Raw genomic sequence first — 18,121 nt, forward strand, 5'->3', positions numbered from 1 at the left:
GAGTGTGTCACCAAGCCCCTGTCACAGGGAGGTCCGGCCGGCGTCGGCGTGAGCGAGTCCCGGAAGCGGCGCGTGTGGGCCGGTCGGCCGGTCGGTGGATCGGCCGGTCGGTCAATCGGGCGCCCGGTCAATCGGGCGCTCGGGGCGCTGCGGCCAGCTCGGCCAGCTCGGCCAGACAGCCCAGGCACAGGCAGCCCGCGTACTGGCCGCGCAGCTGCGTCAGCGTGGCGGTGTCGAGCGTGATGCGGGTGCAGGCGCAGGGCCCGGCATCGGCGACGCCACAGCGGAAGGGGCCGCCGCAGCGCGGGCAGCGGTCGGGGCCGGCGGCTGGGGCCTGGCGCTGGCTTGCGGAACTCGTCTCGATCATGTGGCAACCCGGTTGTGGCGCGGTCCGGCGCGGCGGCGGGGGCGGTCCGGCCGGTGTCATCTGTGAGCAGGTGTAGCCCGCAGGCTCGGTTCAGATGGGTTTCAGTCCCATTTTTCCGAATCGGGAAGGCCGTTTCCAGCCCGGAATCGCCAAGGCCCGGGGGATGTAACCCGATACCCCCGCATCATTTGCTTACTGGCCATCGCCGGCCAGCCGTCAGCATCCGCTCCGAGTCGCTGAGGGCCTGTCTGCCTCGTCGACCCAGCGCCGATCGACCGAGGTGCAGTGTGCGCCAGGTTCAGTCGATCAGCGGTGGGCGGCGAGGTTGGCAGCGTCCCGCAGCGCGACCCCGCGCGGTGCCGGTTCCGGCCTTCCAGACCGCCGATTCTTCCCCCCTCCGCACAGTTCCCCCGCGCTTCCTCGACGCCATCCGGGCAACCGGACACGCCGGTCGACACACGGCCGACACGTCCGCATGCCAGCGCCTGGCCAGCCGCGCTAATCTCGCGGCTTCCACATCCGGCCAGAGCCAGGGAGCGTCACGATGCCCACCACGCAGGTTTCGATCGTGCTGACCTTCACCCACGAGGATCAGGCCTGGATCCGCCGCAACGACGTGCGGGTCCCGCGCTTCTGGGACGGCCACGCCACCCAGCCGCTGCGCGGCGACGTGCTGCGCATCGGCGGTCGCCAGTTCGAGGTCACCGCACGCGTCTGGGAGAACGACACCCAGGGCCCGCGGCTGCGGCTCTACCTCAGCTCCAGCCACGCCGACAGCGACACCAACTTCCAGGGCCTGGGCTGACGCATGAACACGCGGCTGCAGCCGCCGTGGCGGCCGCTGGCAGCCGGCCTCGGCCTGGCGCTGCTGGGGTCGGCCCTGCTGCTGCTGCGTGACCATGCGACGCAGCGCGAGGCGTTCGAGGCCCAGGCCCGGATCGCCCACCGGCTGCTGAGCCAGCAGGCGGTCCAGCACGAGGCCATCCTCGGTTCGCTGGTGCTGCTGCAGGCCGGCGACGGCCCGGTGGCGACGCGGCCGGAGCAGCGCCTGTCGGCCCTGTTCGGCCAGATCGTCTCGGTCGACCGGCGCGGTCCCGGCGAGGCCTGGCCGGAGGTCACATGGGTCGAGGCCGAGGCGCGCGCCCGCCGTGACGGTCATGCCGCGCTGGTCACCCCGAGCGCCGACGAGTTCGGCCGCGCCGGCCGCTTCCGCATCGTCCAGCCCGGTCACCCGCACAGCTATGCGCTGCAGATCGCGCTGGCGCGCATGGTGCCGCGCACCGAATGGCCCGAGCGGGTCGGCCATGGCCCCGACGCCGCGCCGCTGCGCATGGCGCTGCAGGCCGACGGCGGGGCATCCTGGTCGCTGCCCTTGCCCCCCGGCACCGATGCGGCGCGGCTGCCCGGCGGTGGCTGGTCCTTCGCGTTCCACAAGCGCCTGGCCACCGCCAGCCAGCCCTTCGACCTGGTCGTGCGCTGGGACAGCGGCTGGGCCGGCTGGCCCTGGGGCGGCCTGCTGGCGGTCTGGCTGCTGAGCCTGGGCGGCGTCCTGGGCCTGTGGACGCTGCGGCGCGACTGGCAGGCCCAGGCCGAGCGACAGCGTCGTGCCGAAGCCCAGCTGCGCATCGGCCAGGCCGCGCGCCTGAACGCGCTGGGCGAGCGGGCCGCCGGCATCGCCCATGAGCTGAACCAGCCACTGACCGCCGTGCTGGCCAGCACCCAGGCCGCCGACCGGCTGCTGGCCGAGGACCCGCCCGAGCTGGAGACCGCCCGCAGCGCGATGCAGCAGGCGGTCCGACAGGCCCGCCGCGCCAGCGAGGTGCTGCAGCGCCTGCGCGCGCTGGTCCAGCCCGGCGAGGAGGCGGCCGGCGCCGACGAGCCGGCCGCCGTCGCCCTGGCCCCGGCCGTGCGCCAGGCGCTGGACCTGCTGTCCACCGAGCTGGAGCGACTGGCCGTGCAGCCCGCGCTGGACCTGCCCGACACGCTGGCGCTGCAGGCCGACGCGGTCACGCTCGAACAGATCCTGCACAACCTGCTGAGCAATGCGCTGCAGGCGATGACCCAGGTGCCGGTCGCCGAACGGCGGCTCGTCATTGCCGCCCATGCGCGCGGCCCGGACGCGATCGAGCTGCGCGTGACCGACCAGGGCCTGGGCGTGCCGGAGGCTCGGCGGGCGCAGCTCTTCGAGCCCTTCTTCACCACCCGCGACGGCCGCCTGGGCCTGGGCCTGAGCCTGTGCGAGACCCTGGCCGCCAGCGCCGGCGGCAGCCTGCACTTCGAGCCGGCCGAACCGCGCGGCGCGGTCTTCGTGCTGCGCATGCCGGCCGCCGTGCAGGCGCCGGTGCGGCGTTCGACGACCCGCGGCTGATCGAGACCCGGCAGCCGACCGTGCGGTCCCCTGCGCAGGGTTCGGTGTGGGGCCCATGGGGGCGTTGAGCCAGATCGCGGTTTGGTGCGCGTCGGCACCAGCCCTCTCGTTCAACCCACCGCTGCATGGACACCGTGCCCCACCTGCCGGGGATCGGCCATGGCCAGGCGTCGCCGGCTCACGAACCGGCGGTGATCGCCGGTCAGGGGGTCGTCGAAGGCCAGCTCGCGGGCCAGCAGTTGCAGCGGGTGGCGGTAGTCGGGCGTCGGCTCCACCGCCTGCAGGACCGGGTAGATGCGGTCGCCGACGATCGGGATGCCGAGGGCACTGAGTTGGGCGCGCAGCTGGTGCTTGCGGCCGGTCAGGGGAAAGAGGCGGTAGCGTGCCAGGCCGGACGCGCCGAGGACCTCGGCCAGCTCGATGCGGGTCTGCGCGTTGGGCTCGCCGGGCACCTCGTGCATCTGCATGAAGGCATCGCCCTCGCGCTCGGCCAGGCGGCTGGCGTGCAGGCGGGGCAGGGCGAGGTCGGGTCGCCATGGGGCGATCGCCTCGTAGACCTTCTCCACCGCGCGCTCGCGCAGCAGGCGCTGGTAGACGTCGCGCTCGTCGGGGCGCACGGTGAAGACGACCACCCCGGCGGTCTCGCGGTCGAGCCGGTGCATGGGCGCGAGCGTGGCGATGCCGAGCTGGCGCTTCAGGCGCACGAGCAGCGTCTCGCGCAGGTGACGGCCCTTGGGCGTCATGGGCAGGAAGTGCGGCTTGTCGGCCACCACGAGGTGATCGTCGACATGCAGCAGCTCGGCCTCGAAGGGCACGACCGGCTCGGGCTCGGCCAGCGCGCGCCAGTACCAGAGGACGCGGTGGTCGCCGCACGGTTCATCGGCCCGCACGGCGCGGCCGTCGGCGGCCAGCACGTCGCCGGCCTCGATGCGGGCGAGCCAGCCGGCCGCATCGAGTGCGGGCAGGCGCTGCGGCAGGAAGTCGATCAGCGTGGCCCACGGCCCGGCCGCCAGCGCCACGCGGCTCGCACCCACGCCGTCGCGGTCGGGCGGCGTCCAGGCAGGACGAGGGCGGCTCATCGGGTCAGGCGGACGTGGCGGGTGGGTTGCGTGGCGGGCCGGGCGGCAGGCTGGGCGGCGGGCTGGGAGACATCGCGCCGTCGAGCCGCCGCGCGCGCGCCAGCCGCCAGGCCTCGTCGGGGCGGGCCGGGTCGTAGACCTGCTCGGGCGTCAGGCCGGTCTCGGCCAGCGTCGCGTCGATCGCGACGCGCCGGTCGAAGACGTAGCAGTCGCCGATCCATGCGTGTTCATCGGCCTTCGCGTCGACCGGCGGGTTCGCGCACCGGTCCGCCAGGTAGCCCAGGATGCCGCCCTGCAGCTGCCTGACGTCCAGCCCGAGGCTGCGCATCCACGGCGCGGTGCGGTCGCAGCGGATGCCGCCGGTGCAGTACATCGCCACCGTCGTGCCGGCCGCGCGCCAGGCCTCGGCATGGGCCTGCACGTAGGCGCCGAAGTCGCGGAAGTGGTCGACCGAAGGATCGACCGCGCCCCGGAAGCGGCCGAGCCGGAACTCGAAGTGGTTGCGGTTGTCGATCAGGACGACGTCCGGCCGGGCGATCAGCGCGTCCCAGTCGGCCGGCGCGACGTGGCTGTCGTCGCGCTCGTCGACCGGGCCGGCATCGGCCGGCAGGTCGATCGCGACCAGCTCGGCCTTGTGCGCGACCTTGTAGCGGCCGAAGGGCATGGCCGTGCAGGCGCTGCGCTGGAAGGCCAGGCCGTGGAAGGGCGCGAACGCCGCATCCCGTGTCAGCGCGGCCTCGAAGGCATCGACCGCCGCGGGCGTGCCGGCGACGACCGCGTTGAGGCCCTCGGCCGCGACGATCAGGCTGCCGCCCAGGGCCTGCGGCGCGCCGAGCCGGGCACCGAGCTGCCGCAGCGATTCGGCCATTGCGGCCGGGTCGGCCAGCGCGACGTAGCGGTAGAAGGCGCTGTGGACGAAGGGCGCGGCGGCGCGGCTCATCGCTTCAGGATCACCAGGCCCTTGAGGTACTCGCCCTCGGGGAAGCACAGCGTGGTCGGGTGGTCGGGCGCGGCTTCGAGGCGCTGCAGCAGGTAGCCGTCGACCTCGGCATCCATGCCGGCGCCGGCGACGATCTTGTGGAACAGCTCGGCGCCGATGCCGCCCGAGCAGCTGAAGGTCAGCAGCAGGCCGCCGGGCTCCAGCAGCATCAGGGCCAGCCGGTTGATGTCCTTGTAGGCCCGGCTGGCCCGGTCGGCATGGGCGGCGGTCGGCGCGAACTTGGGCGGGTCCAGCACGATGGCGTCGAAGCGACGGCCGTCCTTGAGCATCTGGCGCAGCGTGCCGTTGACGTCCGCATCCATCGCGACGTGGCGCTGCGGGTCGTGGCCGTTGAGCACCACGTGCGCGTTCGCGCGGGCCAGCGCCGGGCCGGAGGAGTCGACGCTGACGACCTCGCGGGCGCCGCCGTTCAGCGCCGCGACCGAGAAGCCGCCGGTGTAGCTGTAGCAGTTCAGCACGCGCTGGCAGCCGAACTGGCGCACCAGGCGGGCAAACAGCGCGCGGTTCTCGCGCTGGTCGAGGTAGTAGCCGGTCTTGTGGCCCTCGGCGACGTCGACCGTCAGGCGCAGGCCGTGTTCCTGCAGCGTGACCGTGGTGCCCATCGCGTCACCGCCGTCGCCGCCGCCGCGCAGCCAGCCGGTGAGCTGGGGCAGCCCTTCGAGCTCGCGCACGCTGGCGTCCGAACGTTCGTAGAGGCGGCTGCAGCCGGTGGCGGCCAGCAGCGCGTCGGCGATGACGGCCTTCCAGCGCTCGGTGCCGGCGCTGAGGAACTGCACGCTGAGGATGTCGTCGTAGCGGTCGACCACCAGGCCGGGCAGGCCGTCGGCCTCGCCGTGGACCAGCCGCACGCCGTTGCTGGCGATGGCCAGGCGCTCGCGCATCGCCACCGCTGCGGCGATGCGGCGGGCGAAGAAGGCGGCGTCGATGCGCTCGGCCTCATCCCAGCTCCAGGCGCGCACCCGGATCATCGATTCGGGGCTGTAGCTGGCCCAGGCCAGGAATCGGCCGTCGGCGGCCTCGACCCGCACGGTCTCGCCGCGGTCGGCCTTGCCGCCGGCGATGCTGCCCTGGAAGACCCACGGGTGGCGGCGCTGCAGCGAGCGTTCCCGCCCGTCGCGCAATCGGATGGTTTTCATGGCGCGGGATTGTCGTCGCGGCGCGGTCCACCGGGCCGCGACCGGCCTGAACTCTCGTGGCAAAACCATGCTGGCGATGCATCATTCCGATACGCTATCGCTAGGCCCTAGAGAAAATACCTAGTCTTCGGCGCAAGAGCGTACAGGTGTCGGGATCGGAAGTATCGGCACCGAGCGGGGTCCAAACCTATCGTTGCGCCCGTCGATGCAGTCACGCATCGCACCCGGTTCACACCACCCTGACCTGTTCCCCTGAGGAGACACGCATGAAGCTCAAGGCATCCCTGGCGCTCGCATTCGGCCTGATGGCCGGCATGGCCAACGCCGCCACCGAACTCGTGATCGCGACCGTGAACAACGGCCACATGATCGAGATGCAGAAGCTCAGCAAGAACTTCGAAGCCGCCAACCCCGACATCAAGCTGAAGTGGGTGACGCTGGAAGAAGGCGTGCTGCGCCAGCGCGTGACGACGGACATCGCCACCAAGGGCGGCCAGTTCGACGTCATGACCATCGGCATGTACGAGACCCCGATCTGGGGCAAGAAGGGCTGGCTGCAGGAGATCAAGGCCCCCGCCAGCTACGACGTCGATGACCTGCTGCCGGCCATGCGCAACGGCCTGTCGGTCGACGGCAAGATGTACTCGGTGCCGTTCTACGGCGAGAGCTCGATGCTGATGTACCGCAAGGACCTGGCCGACAAGGCGGGCATCTCCGTCGCCGACAAACCGACCTGGGCCGACATCAAGACCCTGGCCAGCAAGATCCATGACCCGAAGAACGGCGTGTACGGCATCTGCCTGCGCGGCAAGCCGGGCTGGGGCGACAACATGGCCTTCCTGTCCACGCTGGTGAACACCTTCGGTGGCCAGTGGTTCGACATGAGCTGGAAGCCGCAGCTCGAATCGAAGCCCTGGAAGGACGCGATCACGTTCTACGTCGACCTGCTGAAGAACTACGGCCCTCCGGGCTCGTCGGCCAACAGCTTCAACGAGATCCTGGCGCTGTACAACGAAGGCAAGTGCGGCATGTGGATCGACGCGACGATCGCGGCGTCCTTCATCACCGACCCGAAGCAGTCCAAGGTCGCCGACAAGGTCGCCTTCGCGCAGGCCCCGACGATGGCCACCCCCAAGGGTGCCAACTGGCTGTGGGCCTGGGCCCTGGGCATCCCCGTCTCGACCAAGAAGGGTGACGCGGCGCAGAAGTTCGTGACCTGGGCGACGTCCAAGGAATACATCGAGCTGGTCGCCAAGACCAACGGCTGGGGCGCTGTCCCGACCGGCACCCGCAAGTCGACCTACGCCAACGCCGAGTTCCAGAAGGCCGCCAAGTTCGCCGCTGCCGAGAAGGCCGCGATCGACAGCGCCAACCCGAACGACTCGACGCTGGCGAAGTCGCCGTACGTCGGCGTGCAGTTCGCCGCCATCCCCGAGTTCCAGGCCATCGGCATCGCCGTGGGCCAGCAGATGAGCTCGGCGCTCGCCGGCAAGACCACGATCGACGCGGCCCTGAAGGCGGGTCAGGTCGCGGCGGATCGCGAGATGAAGAAGGCCGGCTACTACAAGTAAGCCGCGCCACCCGGCACCGACGGCGGCCGTGCCGTCGGTGCCGGCGCAGACCCTCTCCTGAAGGACCGACGCCCTCGGGTCGAACGGCCGGAACATCCGATCAACACGGGGTTCCCGGCTGGCTCGACCCGACTTTCGTCCGGCTCCGGACCCACCCCGTCCGCATCGCCCCCCCGCGACGCAGTCCACCGCAGGGCACGACCATGTCCACCGACGCACTCCCGACGACGACCGCTCCCGCAGCCGCGCCCGCGCCGCACCAGGCCTCCCGGCTCGTGCCGCGCCTGCTGATGCTGCCGGCCGTCAGCACGCTCTTCCTGTGGATGATCGTGCCGCTGGTGATGACGATCTATTTCAGCGTCATCCGCTACAACCTCATGCAGCCCGAGGCCACCGGCTTCATCGGGCTGGAGAACTTCGAATACTTCGTCACCGACCCGTCCTTCGGCGTGGCGGTGATGAACACGCTGCTGCTGCTGGGCAGCGTCATCGTCATCACGGTGCTGATGGGTGTCGCGATCGCGCTGCTGATCGACGAGCCCTTCCCCGGCCGCGGCCTGGTGCGCATCCTGCTCATCTCGCCCTTCTTCGTCATGCCCACGGTCAATGCGCTGCTGTGGAAGCACATGATGATGAACCCCATCTACGGCGTGCTGGCCCAGGTCTGGCAGTTCTTCGGTGCCACGCCGGTGGACTGGCTGACCGACTGGCCCCTGCTGAGCGTGATCATCATGGTGGCCTGGCAATGGCTGCCCTTCGCGACGCTGATCTTCATCACCGCGCTGCAGAGCATGGACCGCGAGCAGCTGGAGGCCGCGCGCATGGACGGCGCCACCTACCTGCAGCAGCTGCGCTACCTCTACCTGCCGCACATGGCCCGTTCGGTCGCGGTGGTCGTGATGATCGAGCTGATCTTCCTGCTGTCGGTCTTCGCCGAGATCTACACCACCACCGGTGGCGGTCCGGGTGACGCGAGCACCAACGTCGCCTTCCTGATCTTCAAGCAGGCGCTGCTGAACTTCGATGCCGGCGTGGCCTCCGCAGGGGCGCTGTTCGCGGTGCTGCTGGCCAACATCGCCGCCGCCTTCCTGATCCGCCTGGTCGGCAAGAACCTCGACAAATAAGGACAACCACGATGTCTCGTCCTTCCACGCTCACCCCGACGCTGGTGGCCCGCACGCTGGTCGCGTGGGTCGTCACGCTGATGCTGTTCTTCCCGCTCGGCTGGCTGGTGCTGACCGCCTTCAAGACCGAGCTGCAGGCGATCTCGGTGCCGCCGCTGCTGTTCTTCCCGCCGACGATGGAGAACTTCCACGAGGTCCAGGAACGCAGCGACTACCTGCTGTATGCGAAGAACTCGCTGATCACCAGCGTGGCCTCGACCCTGCTGGGCTTGGCGCTGGCCGCGCCGGCGGCCTACTCGATGGCCTTCTTCCGCAGCCGCCACACCAAGGACGTGCTGATGTGGATGCTGTCCACGAAGATGATGCCGGCGGTGGGCGCGCTGGTGCCGATCTACGTGCTGGCGCAGAAGTCGCAGCTGCTGGACTCGCTCACCGGCCTGACCATCGTCTTCACGCTCAGCAACCTGCCCATCATGGTGTGGATGCTCTACACCGGCTTCAAGGAGATCCCGCGCGACATCCTCGAGGCCGCCCGCATGGACGGCGCGACGCTGTGGCAGGAAGCCCGCCAGGTGCTGCTGCCGCTGTCGATGGGCAGCTTCGCCTCGACCGGCCTGCTGTGCCTGGTGCTGAGCTGGAACGAGGCCTTCTGGAGCCTCAACCTCAGCGCCGCCAAGGCCGGCACGCTGGCCGCGCTGATCGCCAGCTACTCCAGCCCCGAGGGCCTGTTCTGGGCCAAGCTGTCCGCCGCCTCGCTGATGGCCATCGCGCCGATCGTGGTGTTCGGCTGGTTCAGCCAGAAGCAGCTCGTCCAAGGTTTGACCTTCGGCGCGGTCAAGTAAGCGCCGTCGCATCGCACACAGATTCAGGAGTCATCACATGGCCTATCTCCAGCTCCAGGGCATCGAGAAGTTCTTCGGCAACCACCGCGCCATCAAGGGCGTGGACCTGACGATCAACCAGGGCGAGTTCATCGTGTTCGTCGGCCCTTCGGGCTGCGGCAAGTCCACGCTGCTGCGGCTGATCGCCGGCCTCGAACACATCGACGGCGGCCAGCTGCTGCTCGACGGCAAGGACATCACGCACCTGCCCTCGTCCAAGCGCGACCTCGCGATGGTGTTCCAGAGCTACGCGCTCTACCCGCACATGAGCGTCTACGAGAACATGAGCTTCGCGCTCAAGCTCGCCAAGGTCGACGAGGCCACGATCCGCGACAAGGTCGAGCGGGCCGCGAAGATCCTCAACCTGACGGCCTACCTGAGCCGCACGCCCAAGGAACTCTCGGGCGGCCAGCGCCAGCGCGTGGCCATCGGCCGCGCCATCGTGCGCGCGCCCAAGGTCTTCCTGTTCGACGAGCCGCTGTCCAACCTCGATGCGGCGCTGCGCGGTCAGACCCGCGTGGAGATCGCCAAGCTGCACCGCGACCTCGGCGCGACCACCATCTACGTGACCCACGACCAGGTCGAGGCGATGACGCTGGCCGACCGCGTGGTGGTGCTGCGCGACGGCCTGATCGAGCAGGTCGGCACGCCGCTGGAGCTCTACGACCGCCCGGCCAACCAGTTCGTCGCGCAGTTCATCGGCACGCCGCAGATGAACGTGGTGGCCAGCCAGGCCGTGCCGCAGCTGGCCGGCCAGTACGGCCTGCCGGTCCAGGCCGACGGCTTCGTCGGCCTGCGTCCGGAATGCGTGTCGCTGACGAACGCCGGCTCGGGCGCGGTGCAGGGCACCGTCGAGCTGGTCGAGGCGCTCGGCGCGGAAACGCTGATCTACGTCGCCACCGAAGGCGGCGCGATGCTGGTCTCGCGCCAGAACAGTCGCACGGCGCTGCGCGCCGGTGACCGCGTCGGCGTCGACATCGACGTGGCCGCCGCCCACCTGTTCGACGCCCACGGGCGCATCACGCGCAAGGGTGCGCCGCATCCCCTGGCCTGAAGCGACGGCCGGACCGCCGGCCAGAACGACCGAACTCCAACGCACCGAGGTCTCCATGAGCACGCAGCCTTCCGTCATCCTCCACCTCGGCCTGGGCTCCTTCCACCGCGCCCACCAGGCCGTCTACCTGCAGGCCCTGCACGATGCCGGCGACACGCGCTGGGTGCTGGCCGGCGGCCACATCCGCCCGGACATGGCCGAGACCATCGCCGCGCTGCAGGCCAGCGGCGGGGCCTACACGCTGGAGACCATCTCGCCGCAGGGCGAGCACGTCTACCAGCGCATCACCTCGATCCGCCAGGTCATCGGCTACACGCCCGACCTGGCCGGCCTGATCGCGGCCTGCGCGGATCCGGCCACCAAGATCATCTCGTTCACCGTCACCGAAGCGGGCTACTACCTCGACGCGAAGAACGTGCTGGACCTGGCCACCTTCGCCGACCTGCGCGCCGACCTGGACGCGCTGCGCAGCGGCGCGCCGGCCGATGCGCAACGCGCGTGGACCATCTACGGCGCGCTGACCGCGCTGCTGCGCGCGCGCCGCGCCGCCGGCGCCGGTCCGGTCACGCTGATGAACTGCGACAACCTGCGCCACAACGGCGAGCGTTCGCGCCGCGGCCTGCTGCAGTACATCGCCCAGCTCGGCGACGCCGATCTGGCGGCCTGGGTCGAGGCGAACACGACCAGCCCGAACGCGATGGTCGACCGCATCACGCCGCGCCCCACGCCGGCCGTGCGCGAGCGCGTCCAGGCCGCCACCGGCATCGACGACGCGGCCGCGCTGATGGGCGAGAGCTTCATCCAGTGGGTCATCGAGGACGACTTCATCGCCGGCCGCCCGGCCTGGGAAACCGTCGGCGGCGAGATGGTGCAGTCGGTGCAGGCCTACGAGGAAGCCAAGATCCGCCTGCTCAACGCCACGCACAGCTGCATCGCCTGGGCCGGCACGCTGGTGGGCTACACGTTCATCCACGAGGGCACGCTGGACCCGGTGATCCGGCAGTTCGCCTACGACTACGTCACCGACGACGTGATCCCGGTGCTGAGCCCCAGCCCGCTGGACCTGCCCAAGTACCGCGACGTGGTGCTGGACCGCTTCGGCAACGCGGCGATTGCCGACACCAACCAGCGCGTCGCGATGGACGGCTTCAGCAAGATCCCCGGCTTCATCGCGCCGACCTTCCGCGAGCGCCTGGCGCGCAACGAGTCCATCGCCAGCGTGGCGATGCTGCCGGCGCTGTTCCTGGCCTACCTGCAGGTCTGGCACCGTGGCGGCATCGCCTACACCTACCAGGACCAGGCGATGGACCCGGCGGTGGCGCACGCGATCTGCGAATCGGCCGACCCGGTGGCGGCCTTCTGCGCCGACGTGCCGCTGTGGGGCAACCTGGCCGGCGACGCCCGGCTGGTCGAGGCGGTGCGGGCGGCCAGCGTGCGGGTGGCCGACTTCGTCGCGGCGCACCGTGCCTGATGGCCGGCCCGACCGGACCTGTGGGCGCGGTGTCCTGATGTGAAGTCCTGATGTGAAGTCCTGGCGTGAACTCCTGATGTGAAGCCTTGAAGCGACCCGGCGTGTGGGGCCCGCGAAAATCGCACGGCCCCGACACGACACCGACCATGAGCGCCACCAAGCCCCGAACCCTGCCCCGCCAGCTCAAGCCCGAGCTGGAGCACGAGTTCGCCCGTTCGCCCGAGCTGGGCTACGAGCCGACCGCCGAGGTCGGCTTCGTGCGTTGCCTGTCCCACGGCTTCCCGACGCCGCTGGCGCGCTGGCACTACCACGACGAGTACGAGCTGCACCTGATCACGGCGACCTCGGGCAAGGCCTTCGTGGGCGACTGGATCGGCCAGTTCCAGCCCGGCCACCTCGTGCTGACCGGCCCGAGGCTGCCGCACAACTGGGTCTCGATGGACGTGCCCGACGGCGGCGTGGCCGAACGCGACCTGGTGATCCAGTTCTCGCACGGCCCGCTGGTGCAGGCCGCCGGCACCATCCCCGAGCTGGCCGAGGTGCTGCCCCTGCTGGAGCGGGCCAAGCACGGCATCGAGTTCTTCGGCCTGGGCGAGCGCAGCACCGCGCACTGGCACCGCGTCAAGGCTGCGCGCGGCCTGCGCCGCTTCACCGCCTTCTGCGACCTGCTGTGCGACCTGGCCGCCAGCACCGACTACCGGCTGCTGTCCAACGTGCAGCTGCAGAGCGACGACGACGACACCTCGCTGGACCGCATCGACGCGGTCGTGATGCGCCTGACCGAGAACCTGGCCCAGCCCATCAGCGCGGCCGACATCGCCACCGAGCTGGGCATGAGCGAGAGCCGCTTCAGCCGCTTCTTCCGCCGCGCCACCGGCAACACCTTCACCGATTTCGTCAACCGCGTGCGCATCAACCGGGCCTGCCAGCTGCTGATGGAAAGCGACCGGCTGATCACGCACATCTGCTACGAGGTCGGCTTCAACAACGTCGCCAACTTCAACCGCCGCTTCCTGGAGATCAAGGGCATGACGCCGAGCGATTTCCGCAAGCAGTCCGAAAAGAGATTCAGCGGCGCGACCGTCTGAACCTGGAGTCCCCATGTACCTCGGCATCGACCTCGGCACCTCGGAAGTCAAGCTGCTGCTGCTCGATGCGCGGCACCGGATCGTCGCCACCACCGGCGAGGCCCTGACCGTGCAGCGGCCGCAGCCGCTGTGGAGCGAGCAGGACCCGGCCCAGTGGTGGGCCGCCACCGACCGCGCGATGCAGCGCCTGGCCACGCAGCACGGCGCGGCGATGGCGGCGGTGCGCGCGATCGGCCTGTCCGGCCAGATGCACGGCGCGGTGCTGCTCGACGAACACGACGAGGTGCTGCGCCCGGCCATCCTGTGGAACGACGGCCGCAGCGCCGCCGAGTGCATCGCGCTGGAGGCCGCCTGCCCGGACCTGCATGCCATCACCGGCAACCTCGCGATGCCCGGCTTCACCGCGCCCAAGCTGCTGTGGGTGCGCGCGCACGAGCCGGCGACGTTCGCGCAGACCCGCCGTGTGCTGCTGCCCAAGGACTGGCTGCGCCTGAAGCTGACCGGCGAATCGGTCAGCGAGATGAGCGACGCGGCCGGCACGCTGTGGCTGGACGTCGGTGCACGCGACTGGTCCGACACGGTGCTCGCCGCCTGCGGCCTGGACCGTCACCACATGCCCCGGCTGGTCGAGGGCAGCGAGGTGTCGGCCCTGCTCAAGCCCGAACTGGCCGCGCGCTGGGGCCTCGCGCCCGGCATCCCGGTGGCGGGAGGCGGCGGTGACAACGCGGCCAGCGCGGTCGGCATCGGCGCGGTCCGGCCGGGCGAGGGCTTCGTCTCGCTGGGCACCTCGGGCGTGATCTTCCTGAGCAGCGACCGCTTCCGGCCCAACCCCGCGCAGGCCATGCATGCCTTCTGCCACGCGCTGCCGGGCCAGTGGCACCAGATGAGCGTGATGCTGAGCGCCGCCAACGGCCTGAGCTGGCTGGGCAAGCTGCTCGGCGCGGCCAGCGTCGGCGACATGCTCGCGCCGGTCGCCGCGCTGACGGCCGGGCAGCGCGAACGCGCACCGATCTTCCTGCCCTACCTCAACGGCGAACGCACACCGCACAACGACCCGCAGGCGCAGGGCGTGTTCTTCGGCCTGGGCAACGAGACCGACGCCGCGACGCTGACCTGGTCGGTGCTCGAAGGCGTCACCTTCGGCCTCTACGACGGCTGGCACAGCCTGGGCGTGCAGCCCGGCGAGGTGGCCTCGCTGACGCTGGTCGGCGGCGGCGCACGCAGCCCCCTGTGGGCGCAGCTGCTGGCCGACGTCATCGGCGTGCCGATGGTGACCCGCGAGGGCGGCGAGGCCGGTGGCGCGCTCGGTGCCGCCCGGCTGGCCTGGCTGGCCGACGGCGGCAGCCTGGCCGAGGTCTGCACCGCCCCGCCGGTCGCCCGCGTGTTCGAGCCCGACGCCGCCGCCCGCCCGGCCCTGCTGGCGCGGCATGCACGCTTCCAGCGGCTCTACCGCGCGTTGAAGGACGAGTTCAGGGGCTGAGCCCGGCGGCGGGCGCCTCAGGTCTTGCGGCGGGCGCGCGGGTGCGCGGCGTCGTAGATCTTCGCGAGGTGCTGGTGGTCCAGCCGGGTGTAGACCTGGGTGGTGCTGATCTGGGCATGGCCCAGCAGCTCCTGCACGGCCCGCAGGTCGCCGCTGGACTGCAGCAGGTGCGAGGCATAGCTGTGCCGCAGCATGTGCGGATGCACATGGCTGGACAGGCCTGCCTGGACCGCGCGGGCGGCCAGGCGGCGGCGCAGCTGGGAATCGGTCAGGCGGGTGCCGCGCCGGCTGACGAACAGCGCCGGCTCGTCGGCGCGGGCCAGGTTCGGCCGCAGCGCCAGCCAGGCCCGCAGCGCGACGAGCGCGGCCGAGCCGACCGGCACGACGCGGCGCTTGCTGCCCTTGCCCAGCACCTCGGCGTCGCCGCTGTCGAGGTCGATCCAGCCACCGCCCGGTCCGCCCGGCAGCAGGTCCAGCCCGAGCAGCTCGGCGCTGCGCAGGCCGCAGCCGTAGAGCAGCTCGGTCAGTGCGTGGTCACGCGCTTCGAGCAGCGGGTCGTTCGCGCCGGCCTCGTCGTGGTGATCGGCCAGCGCGACGGCCTGGTCGATCGGCAAGGCCTTGGGCAGCGGCCGCTGGCCCTTGGGCGGGCGCAGGCCGTCGACCGGGTTGGACGTGACGCGGCCGCCGCGCCCGAGCCAGCGGTACAGGCCGCGCCAGGCCGCCAGGTGGATCGCGATGCTGCGCGAGCCCAGACCCTGGCCGTGCAGCTGCGCGGCCCAGCGCCGCACGTGGTGCGGCCGGACCTGGTCGAAGGCCAGCGCCTGTTCGGCCATCGACGCCTGCAGGCGCCGCAGCGCGCCGCCGTACATCGTGCGGGTGCGCTCGGCCAGGCGGCGTTCGACCCGCAGGTGTTCGAGGAAGGCCGTGGGCACCGGGCCGAGCGGCACGGGCGGCGTGTCCTCGGCCGGGGCCATGTTCAGGCCGGCTCGGGCAGCAGCCGGCTCAGTGCCGCGCCGGCCAGTTCGCCGATGCGGTTGAGGAACTCGGTGCCCATGTCGGCGCTGTAACGGGTCGGATCGGGCGAGCCGAGCACCAGCAGGCCGTAGACCGGGCTGGCGGCGTCGGGCCGGATGGGGATCAGCGCCAGCGAGGCGATGCTGGCCGCGTCGGCCAGCCAGTGCACCGCCTCGAAGGCCGCGTTGGCGCCGCAATAGGGCTGCGTCAGGCCGGCGGCGAAGCTGCGCACCTCGTCGGTGATGGGCGCGGCCCAGGGGCGCTCGGCATGCTCGGGCGCGAGGTCCCACAGCCGGATCGCCGCCTGCGGGATCAGGAACTGCTCGCGCAGGTCGTCAACCAGCACGTCGGGCAGGTCGGCCGGCTCGGCCACCAGCATCAGGCTGCGGGTCCAGTGGTGCAGGCGGTCGGCCAGGCCGGCGTTCTCCTGGCCGTGCCGGATCATGTCCATGATGCGGCGTTCGAGGCCCCGGATGCGCTCGCGCAGCATCTCCATCTGGCGCTGCTGCAGCGACACCGCCCGCTGGCCGTGCGGGTTGGCCAGCTCGACGCTGGCGAGCAGCTCGGCATGGCGCTCGAAGAAGCCGGGCGTGTTCGCCAGGTAGTTGGCGATGTCCTGCTCGGTGATGCCAGTAATGGTCATGCTGCGTGGTCTGGAAGTTGGATCTCGCCCGTGTACACGGTCTGTGCCGGGCCGGTCATGAGCACCGGGTGGCCCAGGCCGGCCCAGGCGATGGTCAGCAGGCCGCCGCGGGTGTGGACGTCGACCTCGGGGTCGAGCCAGCCCAGGCGGATGCCGGCGACGACCGCGGCGCAGGCGCCGGTGCCGCAGGCCAGGGTCTCGCCGGCGCCGCGCTCGTAGACGCGCAGGCGGACCTCGCGGCGCGAGACGACCTGCAGGAAGCCGGCGTTGACGCGGCGCGGGAAGCGGGCATGGCCTTCGACCCGCGGGCCGATCTCGGCCACCGGCGCGGTGTCGACGTCGTGCACGCGCTGGACCGCATGCGGGTTGCCCATCGACAGCACGGCGACGTCGACCGAGGGCAGGCTGGCGCCGGGCAGGGCCAGCGGCCAGAGGTCGAAGCCATCGGCCTTGTCGCTGGCATGGCCGTTGTGCGGCCGCGGGCTCAGGCCGTTCGCGTCGAAGGGGATGCGCTCATGCGCGAAGACCGGCTGGTTCATGTCGACGGTGACGCGGCCGTCGGGCTGCACGTGCAGCTCGATCAGGCTGTTCACGGTCTCGACCCTGACGCTGCTGGCCGATGTCAGGCCGGTGTCGCGCACGAAGCGGGCGAAGCAGCGCGCGCCATTGCCGCACTGCTCGACCTCGTCGCCGCTGCCGCCGTTGAAGATCCGGTAACGGAAGTCGACGCCGGGTGTCGCGCTGCGTTCGACCACCAGGATCTGGTCGGCCCCGACGCCGAAGCGGCGGTCGCCCAGGAACCGGTAGTCGGCGGCCGACAGCGCCAGCGGCGCGCGGGTGGCGTCGAGCACGACGAAGTCGTTGCCGGCGCCCTGCATCTTGGTGAAGTGCAATCGCATCGAGGAATTATCTGCTTCGGGGCGACGGCGCACGTGTCGAAAAGATCGCTGCGGCCAGGGTCGGATCAGTACAGCGGCGGCTCGCCCCGGGGCCGCGTCTTGAAGCGCTTGTGGACCCACAGGTACTGCGCTGGGTTGCGCCGGATCTCGCTCTCGATCCAGGCGTTCATGCGGCGCGTGTCGGCCTCGGCGTCGGCGGTGGGGAAGTCGTCCCAGGGCGGCAGGAAGCGCACCCGGTAGCCCTGGCCGCCGGGCAGGATCTCGGCCACCACCGGCTGCACGACCATGTTGAGCGCGCGGGCCAGCCGCGACGGCGCCAGCAGCGTGGCCGCCGGCACGCCGAAGAAGGGCACGTAGGCGGCGTCGCGCTCGCCGAAGTCCATGTCGGGCAGGTTGAAGAAGGCATCACCGCGCTTGATGGCGCGGAACAGCGGCTTGCCGCTGTCGCTGCGCGGGTAGACCTCGCCGACGCCGAAGCGCAGCCGCCCCTTGCGCATCGCGGCGTCCAGCACCGGGTTGCTCTGGGTCTGGTAGATCGAGCTGACCCAGCGCTTCTGGAACAGCTGGGTCGCCGCGCCGGCCACGTCCAGGCCGAGGAAGTGCGGCACCAGCCACATCACCGGGCGCTCGCTGCGTTCGGCCAGGCCGATGTCGCCCTCGACCTGGATCAGGCCGCGCAGCCGGTCCGGCGAGGCGTACCAGAGCAGGCCGCGTTCCAGCAGGCTGCGGCCCAGCCAGCCGAGGTGCTCGCGCACCAGCGCCTCGCGCGTGGCGGTGTCCAGCTCGGGCATGCAGAGTTCGAGGTTGCGCAGCGCGATGCGGCGGCGGTCCTTGGCAAAGCGCCAGAACAACCAGCCGACGCCCCGCCCGAGGGCGGCCTGCCAGGCCAGCGGCAGCCACTGGATCGTGTGCAGGAAGGCCAGCAGCAGCCAGGCCGCCAGGCGGG

17 protein-coding genes are annotated in these 18,121 nt (G+C 71.3%); 9 read left to right on the forward strand and 8 right to left on the reverse strand.

All coding sequences use genetic code 11. The features are described 5' to 3' along the window. Nucleotides 1-127: 127 nt before the first annotated feature. A complete protein-coding gene (locus Q8X39_RS17215) occupies nt 128-367 on the reverse strand; it encodes a cysteine-rich CWC family protein (RefSeq protein ID WP_305750920.1) in 240 nt (79 codons plus the stop codon). A 544-nt stretch (nt 368-911) separates the two neighbouring features. Between Q8X39_RS17215 and Q8X39_RS17220 the strand changes: the two genes are divergently transcribed. After that, on the forward strand, nt 912-1,172 hold the full coding sequence (locus tag Q8X39_RS17220) for a hypothetical protein (protein ID WP_305750921.1): 261 nt from the start codon (nt 912-914) through the stop codon (nt 1,170-1,172). Nucleotides 1,173-1,175: 3 nt separating this feature from the next. Then, nucleotides 1,176-2,735 (forward strand): sensor histidine kinase, encoded by a 1,560-nt coding sequence (locus tag Q8X39_RS17225; RefSeq protein WP_305750922.1) that lies wholly within the window; start codon nt 1,176-1,178, stop codon nt 2,733-2,735. Between the two features lie 110 nt (nt 2,736-2,845). Here the strand turns inward: Q8X39_RS17225 and Q8X39_RS17230 are convergent, their stop codons facing one another. The 3 genes from Q8X39_RS17230 to Q8X39_RS17240 are packed head-to-tail and all read right to left on the reverse strand — an operon-like array spanning nt 2,846 to nt 5,950. Continuing rightward, nucleotides 2,846-3,814 carry a pseudouridine synthase gene (locus Q8X39_RS17230; RefSeq protein ID WP_305750923.1) on the reverse strand — a complete coding sequence of 323 codons (969 nt, stop codon included), beginning with the start codon at nt 3,812-3,814 and terminating at the stop codon, nt 2,846-2,848. A 4-nt stretch (nt 3,815-3,818) separates the two neighbouring features. Next, complete coding sequence (gene trhO, locus Q8X39_RS17235; protein WP_305750924.1) at nt 3,819-4,754, reverse strand: oxygen-dependent tRNA uridine(34) hydroxylase TrhO; 936 nt, start codon at nt 4,752-4,754, stop codon at nt 3,819-3,821. After that, entirely contained in the window at nt 4,751-5,950 is a 1,200-nt protein-coding gene (locus Q8X39_RS17240; protein WP_305750925.1) for a class I SAM-dependent rRNA methyltransferase, read from the reverse strand. Before Q8X39_RS17240 ends, trhO begins: the two co-directional genes overlap by 4 nt. A gap of 266 nt (nt 5,951-6,216) precedes the next feature. Here Q8X39_RS17240 and Q8X39_RS17245 point away from each other — a divergent pair, with 266 nt between their 5' ends. The 7 genes from Q8X39_RS17245 to xylB all read left to right on the forward strand — a co-directional run bounded on the left by Q8X39_RS17245 (nt 6,217) and on the right by xylB (nt 14,619). Next, on the forward strand, nt 6,217-7,521 hold the full coding sequence (locus tag Q8X39_RS17245; RefSeq protein ID WP_305750926.1) for an ABC transporter substrate-binding protein: 1,305 nt from the start codon (nt 6,217-6,219) through the stop codon (nt 7,519-7,521). Nucleotides 7,522-7,811: 290 nt separating this feature from the next. Then, nucleotides 7,812-8,645, forward strand: coding sequence for a carbohydrate ABC transporter permease (locus tag Q8X39_RS17250; protein ID WP_305751007.1), 834 nt, complete (start codon nt 7,812-7,814; stop codon nt 8,643-8,645). 11 nt (nt 8,646-8,656) lie between these two features. Continuing rightward, nucleotides 8,657-9,487, forward strand: coding sequence for a carbohydrate ABC transporter permease (locus Q8X39_RS17255; RefSeq protein ID WP_305750927.1), 831 nt, complete (start codon nt 8,657-8,659; stop codon nt 9,485-9,487). A gap of 37 nt (nt 9,488-9,524) precedes the next feature. After that, nucleotides 9,525-10,580, forward strand: a complete 1,056-nt coding sequence (locus tag Q8X39_RS17260) for an ABC transporter ATP-binding protein (protein WP_305750928.1) — start codon at nt 9,525-9,527, stop codon at nt 10,578-10,580. Nucleotides 10,581-10,635: 55 nt separating this feature from the next. Continuing rightward, nucleotides 10,636-12,051: a D-arabinitol 4-dehydrogenase gene (gene dalD, locus Q8X39_RS17265; protein WP_305750929.1), complete on the forward strand. Its 1,416-nt coding sequence runs from the start codon at nt 10,636-10,638 to the stop codon at nt 12,049-12,051. Nucleotides 12,052-12,197: 146 nt separating this feature from the next. Then, complete coding sequence (locus Q8X39_RS17270; RefSeq protein ID WP_305750930.1) at nt 12,198-13,139, forward strand: AraC family transcriptional regulator; 942 nt, start codon at nt 12,198-12,200, stop codon at nt 13,137-13,139. Nucleotides 13,140-13,152: 13 nt separating this feature from the next. Continuing rightward, the gene (xylB, locus tag Q8X39_RS17275; protein ID WP_305750931.1) at nt 13,153-14,619 is read left to right on the forward strand and encodes a xylulokinase; all 1,467 of its coding nucleotides are present in this window, start codon (nt 13,153-13,155) and stop codon (nt 14,617-14,619) included. Nucleotides 14,620-14,636: 17 nt separating this feature from the next. On the opposite strand, the gene Q8X39_RS17280 is transcribed toward xylB, so the two are convergent. From Q8X39_RS17280 to Q8X39_RS17295, 4 genes are all read right to left on the reverse strand, one after another. After that, nucleotides 14,637-15,593 (reverse strand): tyrosine recombinase XerC, encoded by a 957-nt coding sequence (locus tag Q8X39_RS17280; protein WP_305750932.1) that lies wholly within the window; start codon nt 15,591-15,593, stop codon nt 14,637-14,639. Nucleotides 15,594-15,595: 2 nt separating this feature from the next. Beyond that, nucleotides 15,596-16,276, reverse strand: coding sequence for a DUF484 family protein (locus tag Q8X39_RS17285; protein WP_305750933.1), 681 nt, complete (start codon nt 16,274-16,276; stop codon nt 15,596-15,598). Continuing rightward, a complete protein-coding gene (gene dapF / locus Q8X39_RS17290; RefSeq protein ID WP_305750934.1) occupies nt 16,273-17,175 on the reverse strand; it encodes a diaminopimelate epimerase in 903 nt (300 codons plus the stop codon). The genes Q8X39_RS17285 and dapF overlap by 4 nt, the downstream gene beginning before the upstream one ends. A 65-nt stretch (nt 17,176-17,240) precedes the next feature. Further along, nucleotides 17,241-18,116: an LpxL/LpxP family acyltransferase gene (locus tag Q8X39_RS17295; RefSeq protein ID WP_407068027.1), complete on the reverse strand. Its 876-nt coding sequence runs from the start codon at nt 18,114-18,116 to the stop codon at nt 17,241-17,243. Between the last annotated feature and the right edge of the window lie 5 nt (nt 18,117-18,121).

It is taken from the genome of Leptothrix discophora, assembly GCF_030705305.1.
Classification (GTDB): domain Bacteria; phylum Pseudomonadota; class Gammaproteobacteria; order Burkholderiales; family Burkholderiaceae_C; genus Sphaerotilus; species Sphaerotilus discophorus.

What these genes read in the sequence shown, in the direction of transcription:
- Q8X39_RS17215 (WP_305750920.1), bottom strand. Translation starts at nt 367, where the DNA reads ATGATCGAGACGAGTTCCGCAAGCCAGCGCCAGGCCCCAGCCGCCGGC.
- Q8X39_RS17220 (WP_305750921.1), top strand. Translation starts at nt 912, where the DNA reads ATGCCCACCACGCAGGTTTCGATCGTGCTGACCTTCACCCACGAGGAT.
- Q8X39_RS17225 (WP_305750922.1), top strand. Translation starts at nt 1,176, where the DNA reads ATGAACACGCGGCTGCAGCCGCCGTGGCGGCCGCTGGCAGCCGGCCTC.
- Q8X39_RS17230 (WP_305750923.1), bottom strand. Translation starts at nt 3,814, where the DNA reads ATGAGCCGCCCTCGTCCTGCCTGGACGCCGCCCGACCGCGACGGCGTG.
- trhO (WP_305750924.1), bottom strand. Translation starts at nt 4,754, where the DNA reads ATGAGCCGCGCCGCCGCGCCCTTCGTCCACAGCGCCTTCTACCGCTAC.
- Q8X39_RS17240 (WP_305750925.1), bottom strand. Translation starts at nt 5,950, where the DNA reads ATGAAAACCATCCGATTGCGCGACGGGCGGGAACGCTCGCTGCAGCGC.
- Q8X39_RS17245 (WP_305750926.1), top strand. Translation starts at nt 6,217, where the DNA reads ATGAAGCTCAAGGCATCCCTGGCGCTCGCATTCGGCCTGATGGCCGGC.
- Q8X39_RS17250 (WP_305751007.1), top strand. Translation starts at nt 7,812, where the DNA reads ATGCTGCCGGCCGTCAGCACGCTCTTCCTGTGGATGATCGTGCCGCTG.
- Q8X39_RS17255 (WP_305750927.1), top strand. Translation starts at nt 8,657, where the DNA reads ATGTCTCGTCCTTCCACGCTCACCCCGACGCTGGTGGCCCGCACGCTG.
- Q8X39_RS17260 (WP_305750928.1), top strand. Translation starts at nt 9,525, where the DNA reads ATGGCCTATCTCCAGCTCCAGGGCATCGAGAAGTTCTTCGGCAACCAC.
- dalD (WP_305750929.1), top strand. Translation starts at nt 10,636, where the DNA reads ATGAGCACGCAGCCTTCCGTCATCCTCCACCTCGGCCTGGGCTCCTTC.
- Q8X39_RS17270 (WP_305750930.1), top strand. Translation starts at nt 12,198, where the DNA reads ATGAGCGCCACCAAGCCCCGAACCCTGCCCCGCCAGCTCAAGCCCGAG.
- xylB (WP_305750931.1), top strand. Translation starts at nt 13,153, where the DNA reads ATGTACCTCGGCATCGACCTCGGCACCTCGGAAGTCAAGCTGCTGCTG.
- Q8X39_RS17280 (WP_305750932.1), bottom strand. Translation starts at nt 15,593, where the DNA reads ATGGCCCCGGCCGAGGACACGCCGCCCGTGCCGCTCGGCCCGGTGCCC.
- Q8X39_RS17285 (WP_305750933.1), bottom strand. Translation starts at nt 16,276, where the DNA reads ATGACCATTACTGGCATCACCGAGCAGGACATCGCCAACTACCTGGCG.
- dapF (WP_305750934.1), bottom strand. Translation starts at nt 17,175, where the DNA reads ATGCGATTGCACTTCACCAAGATGCAGGGCGCCGGCAACGACTTCGTC.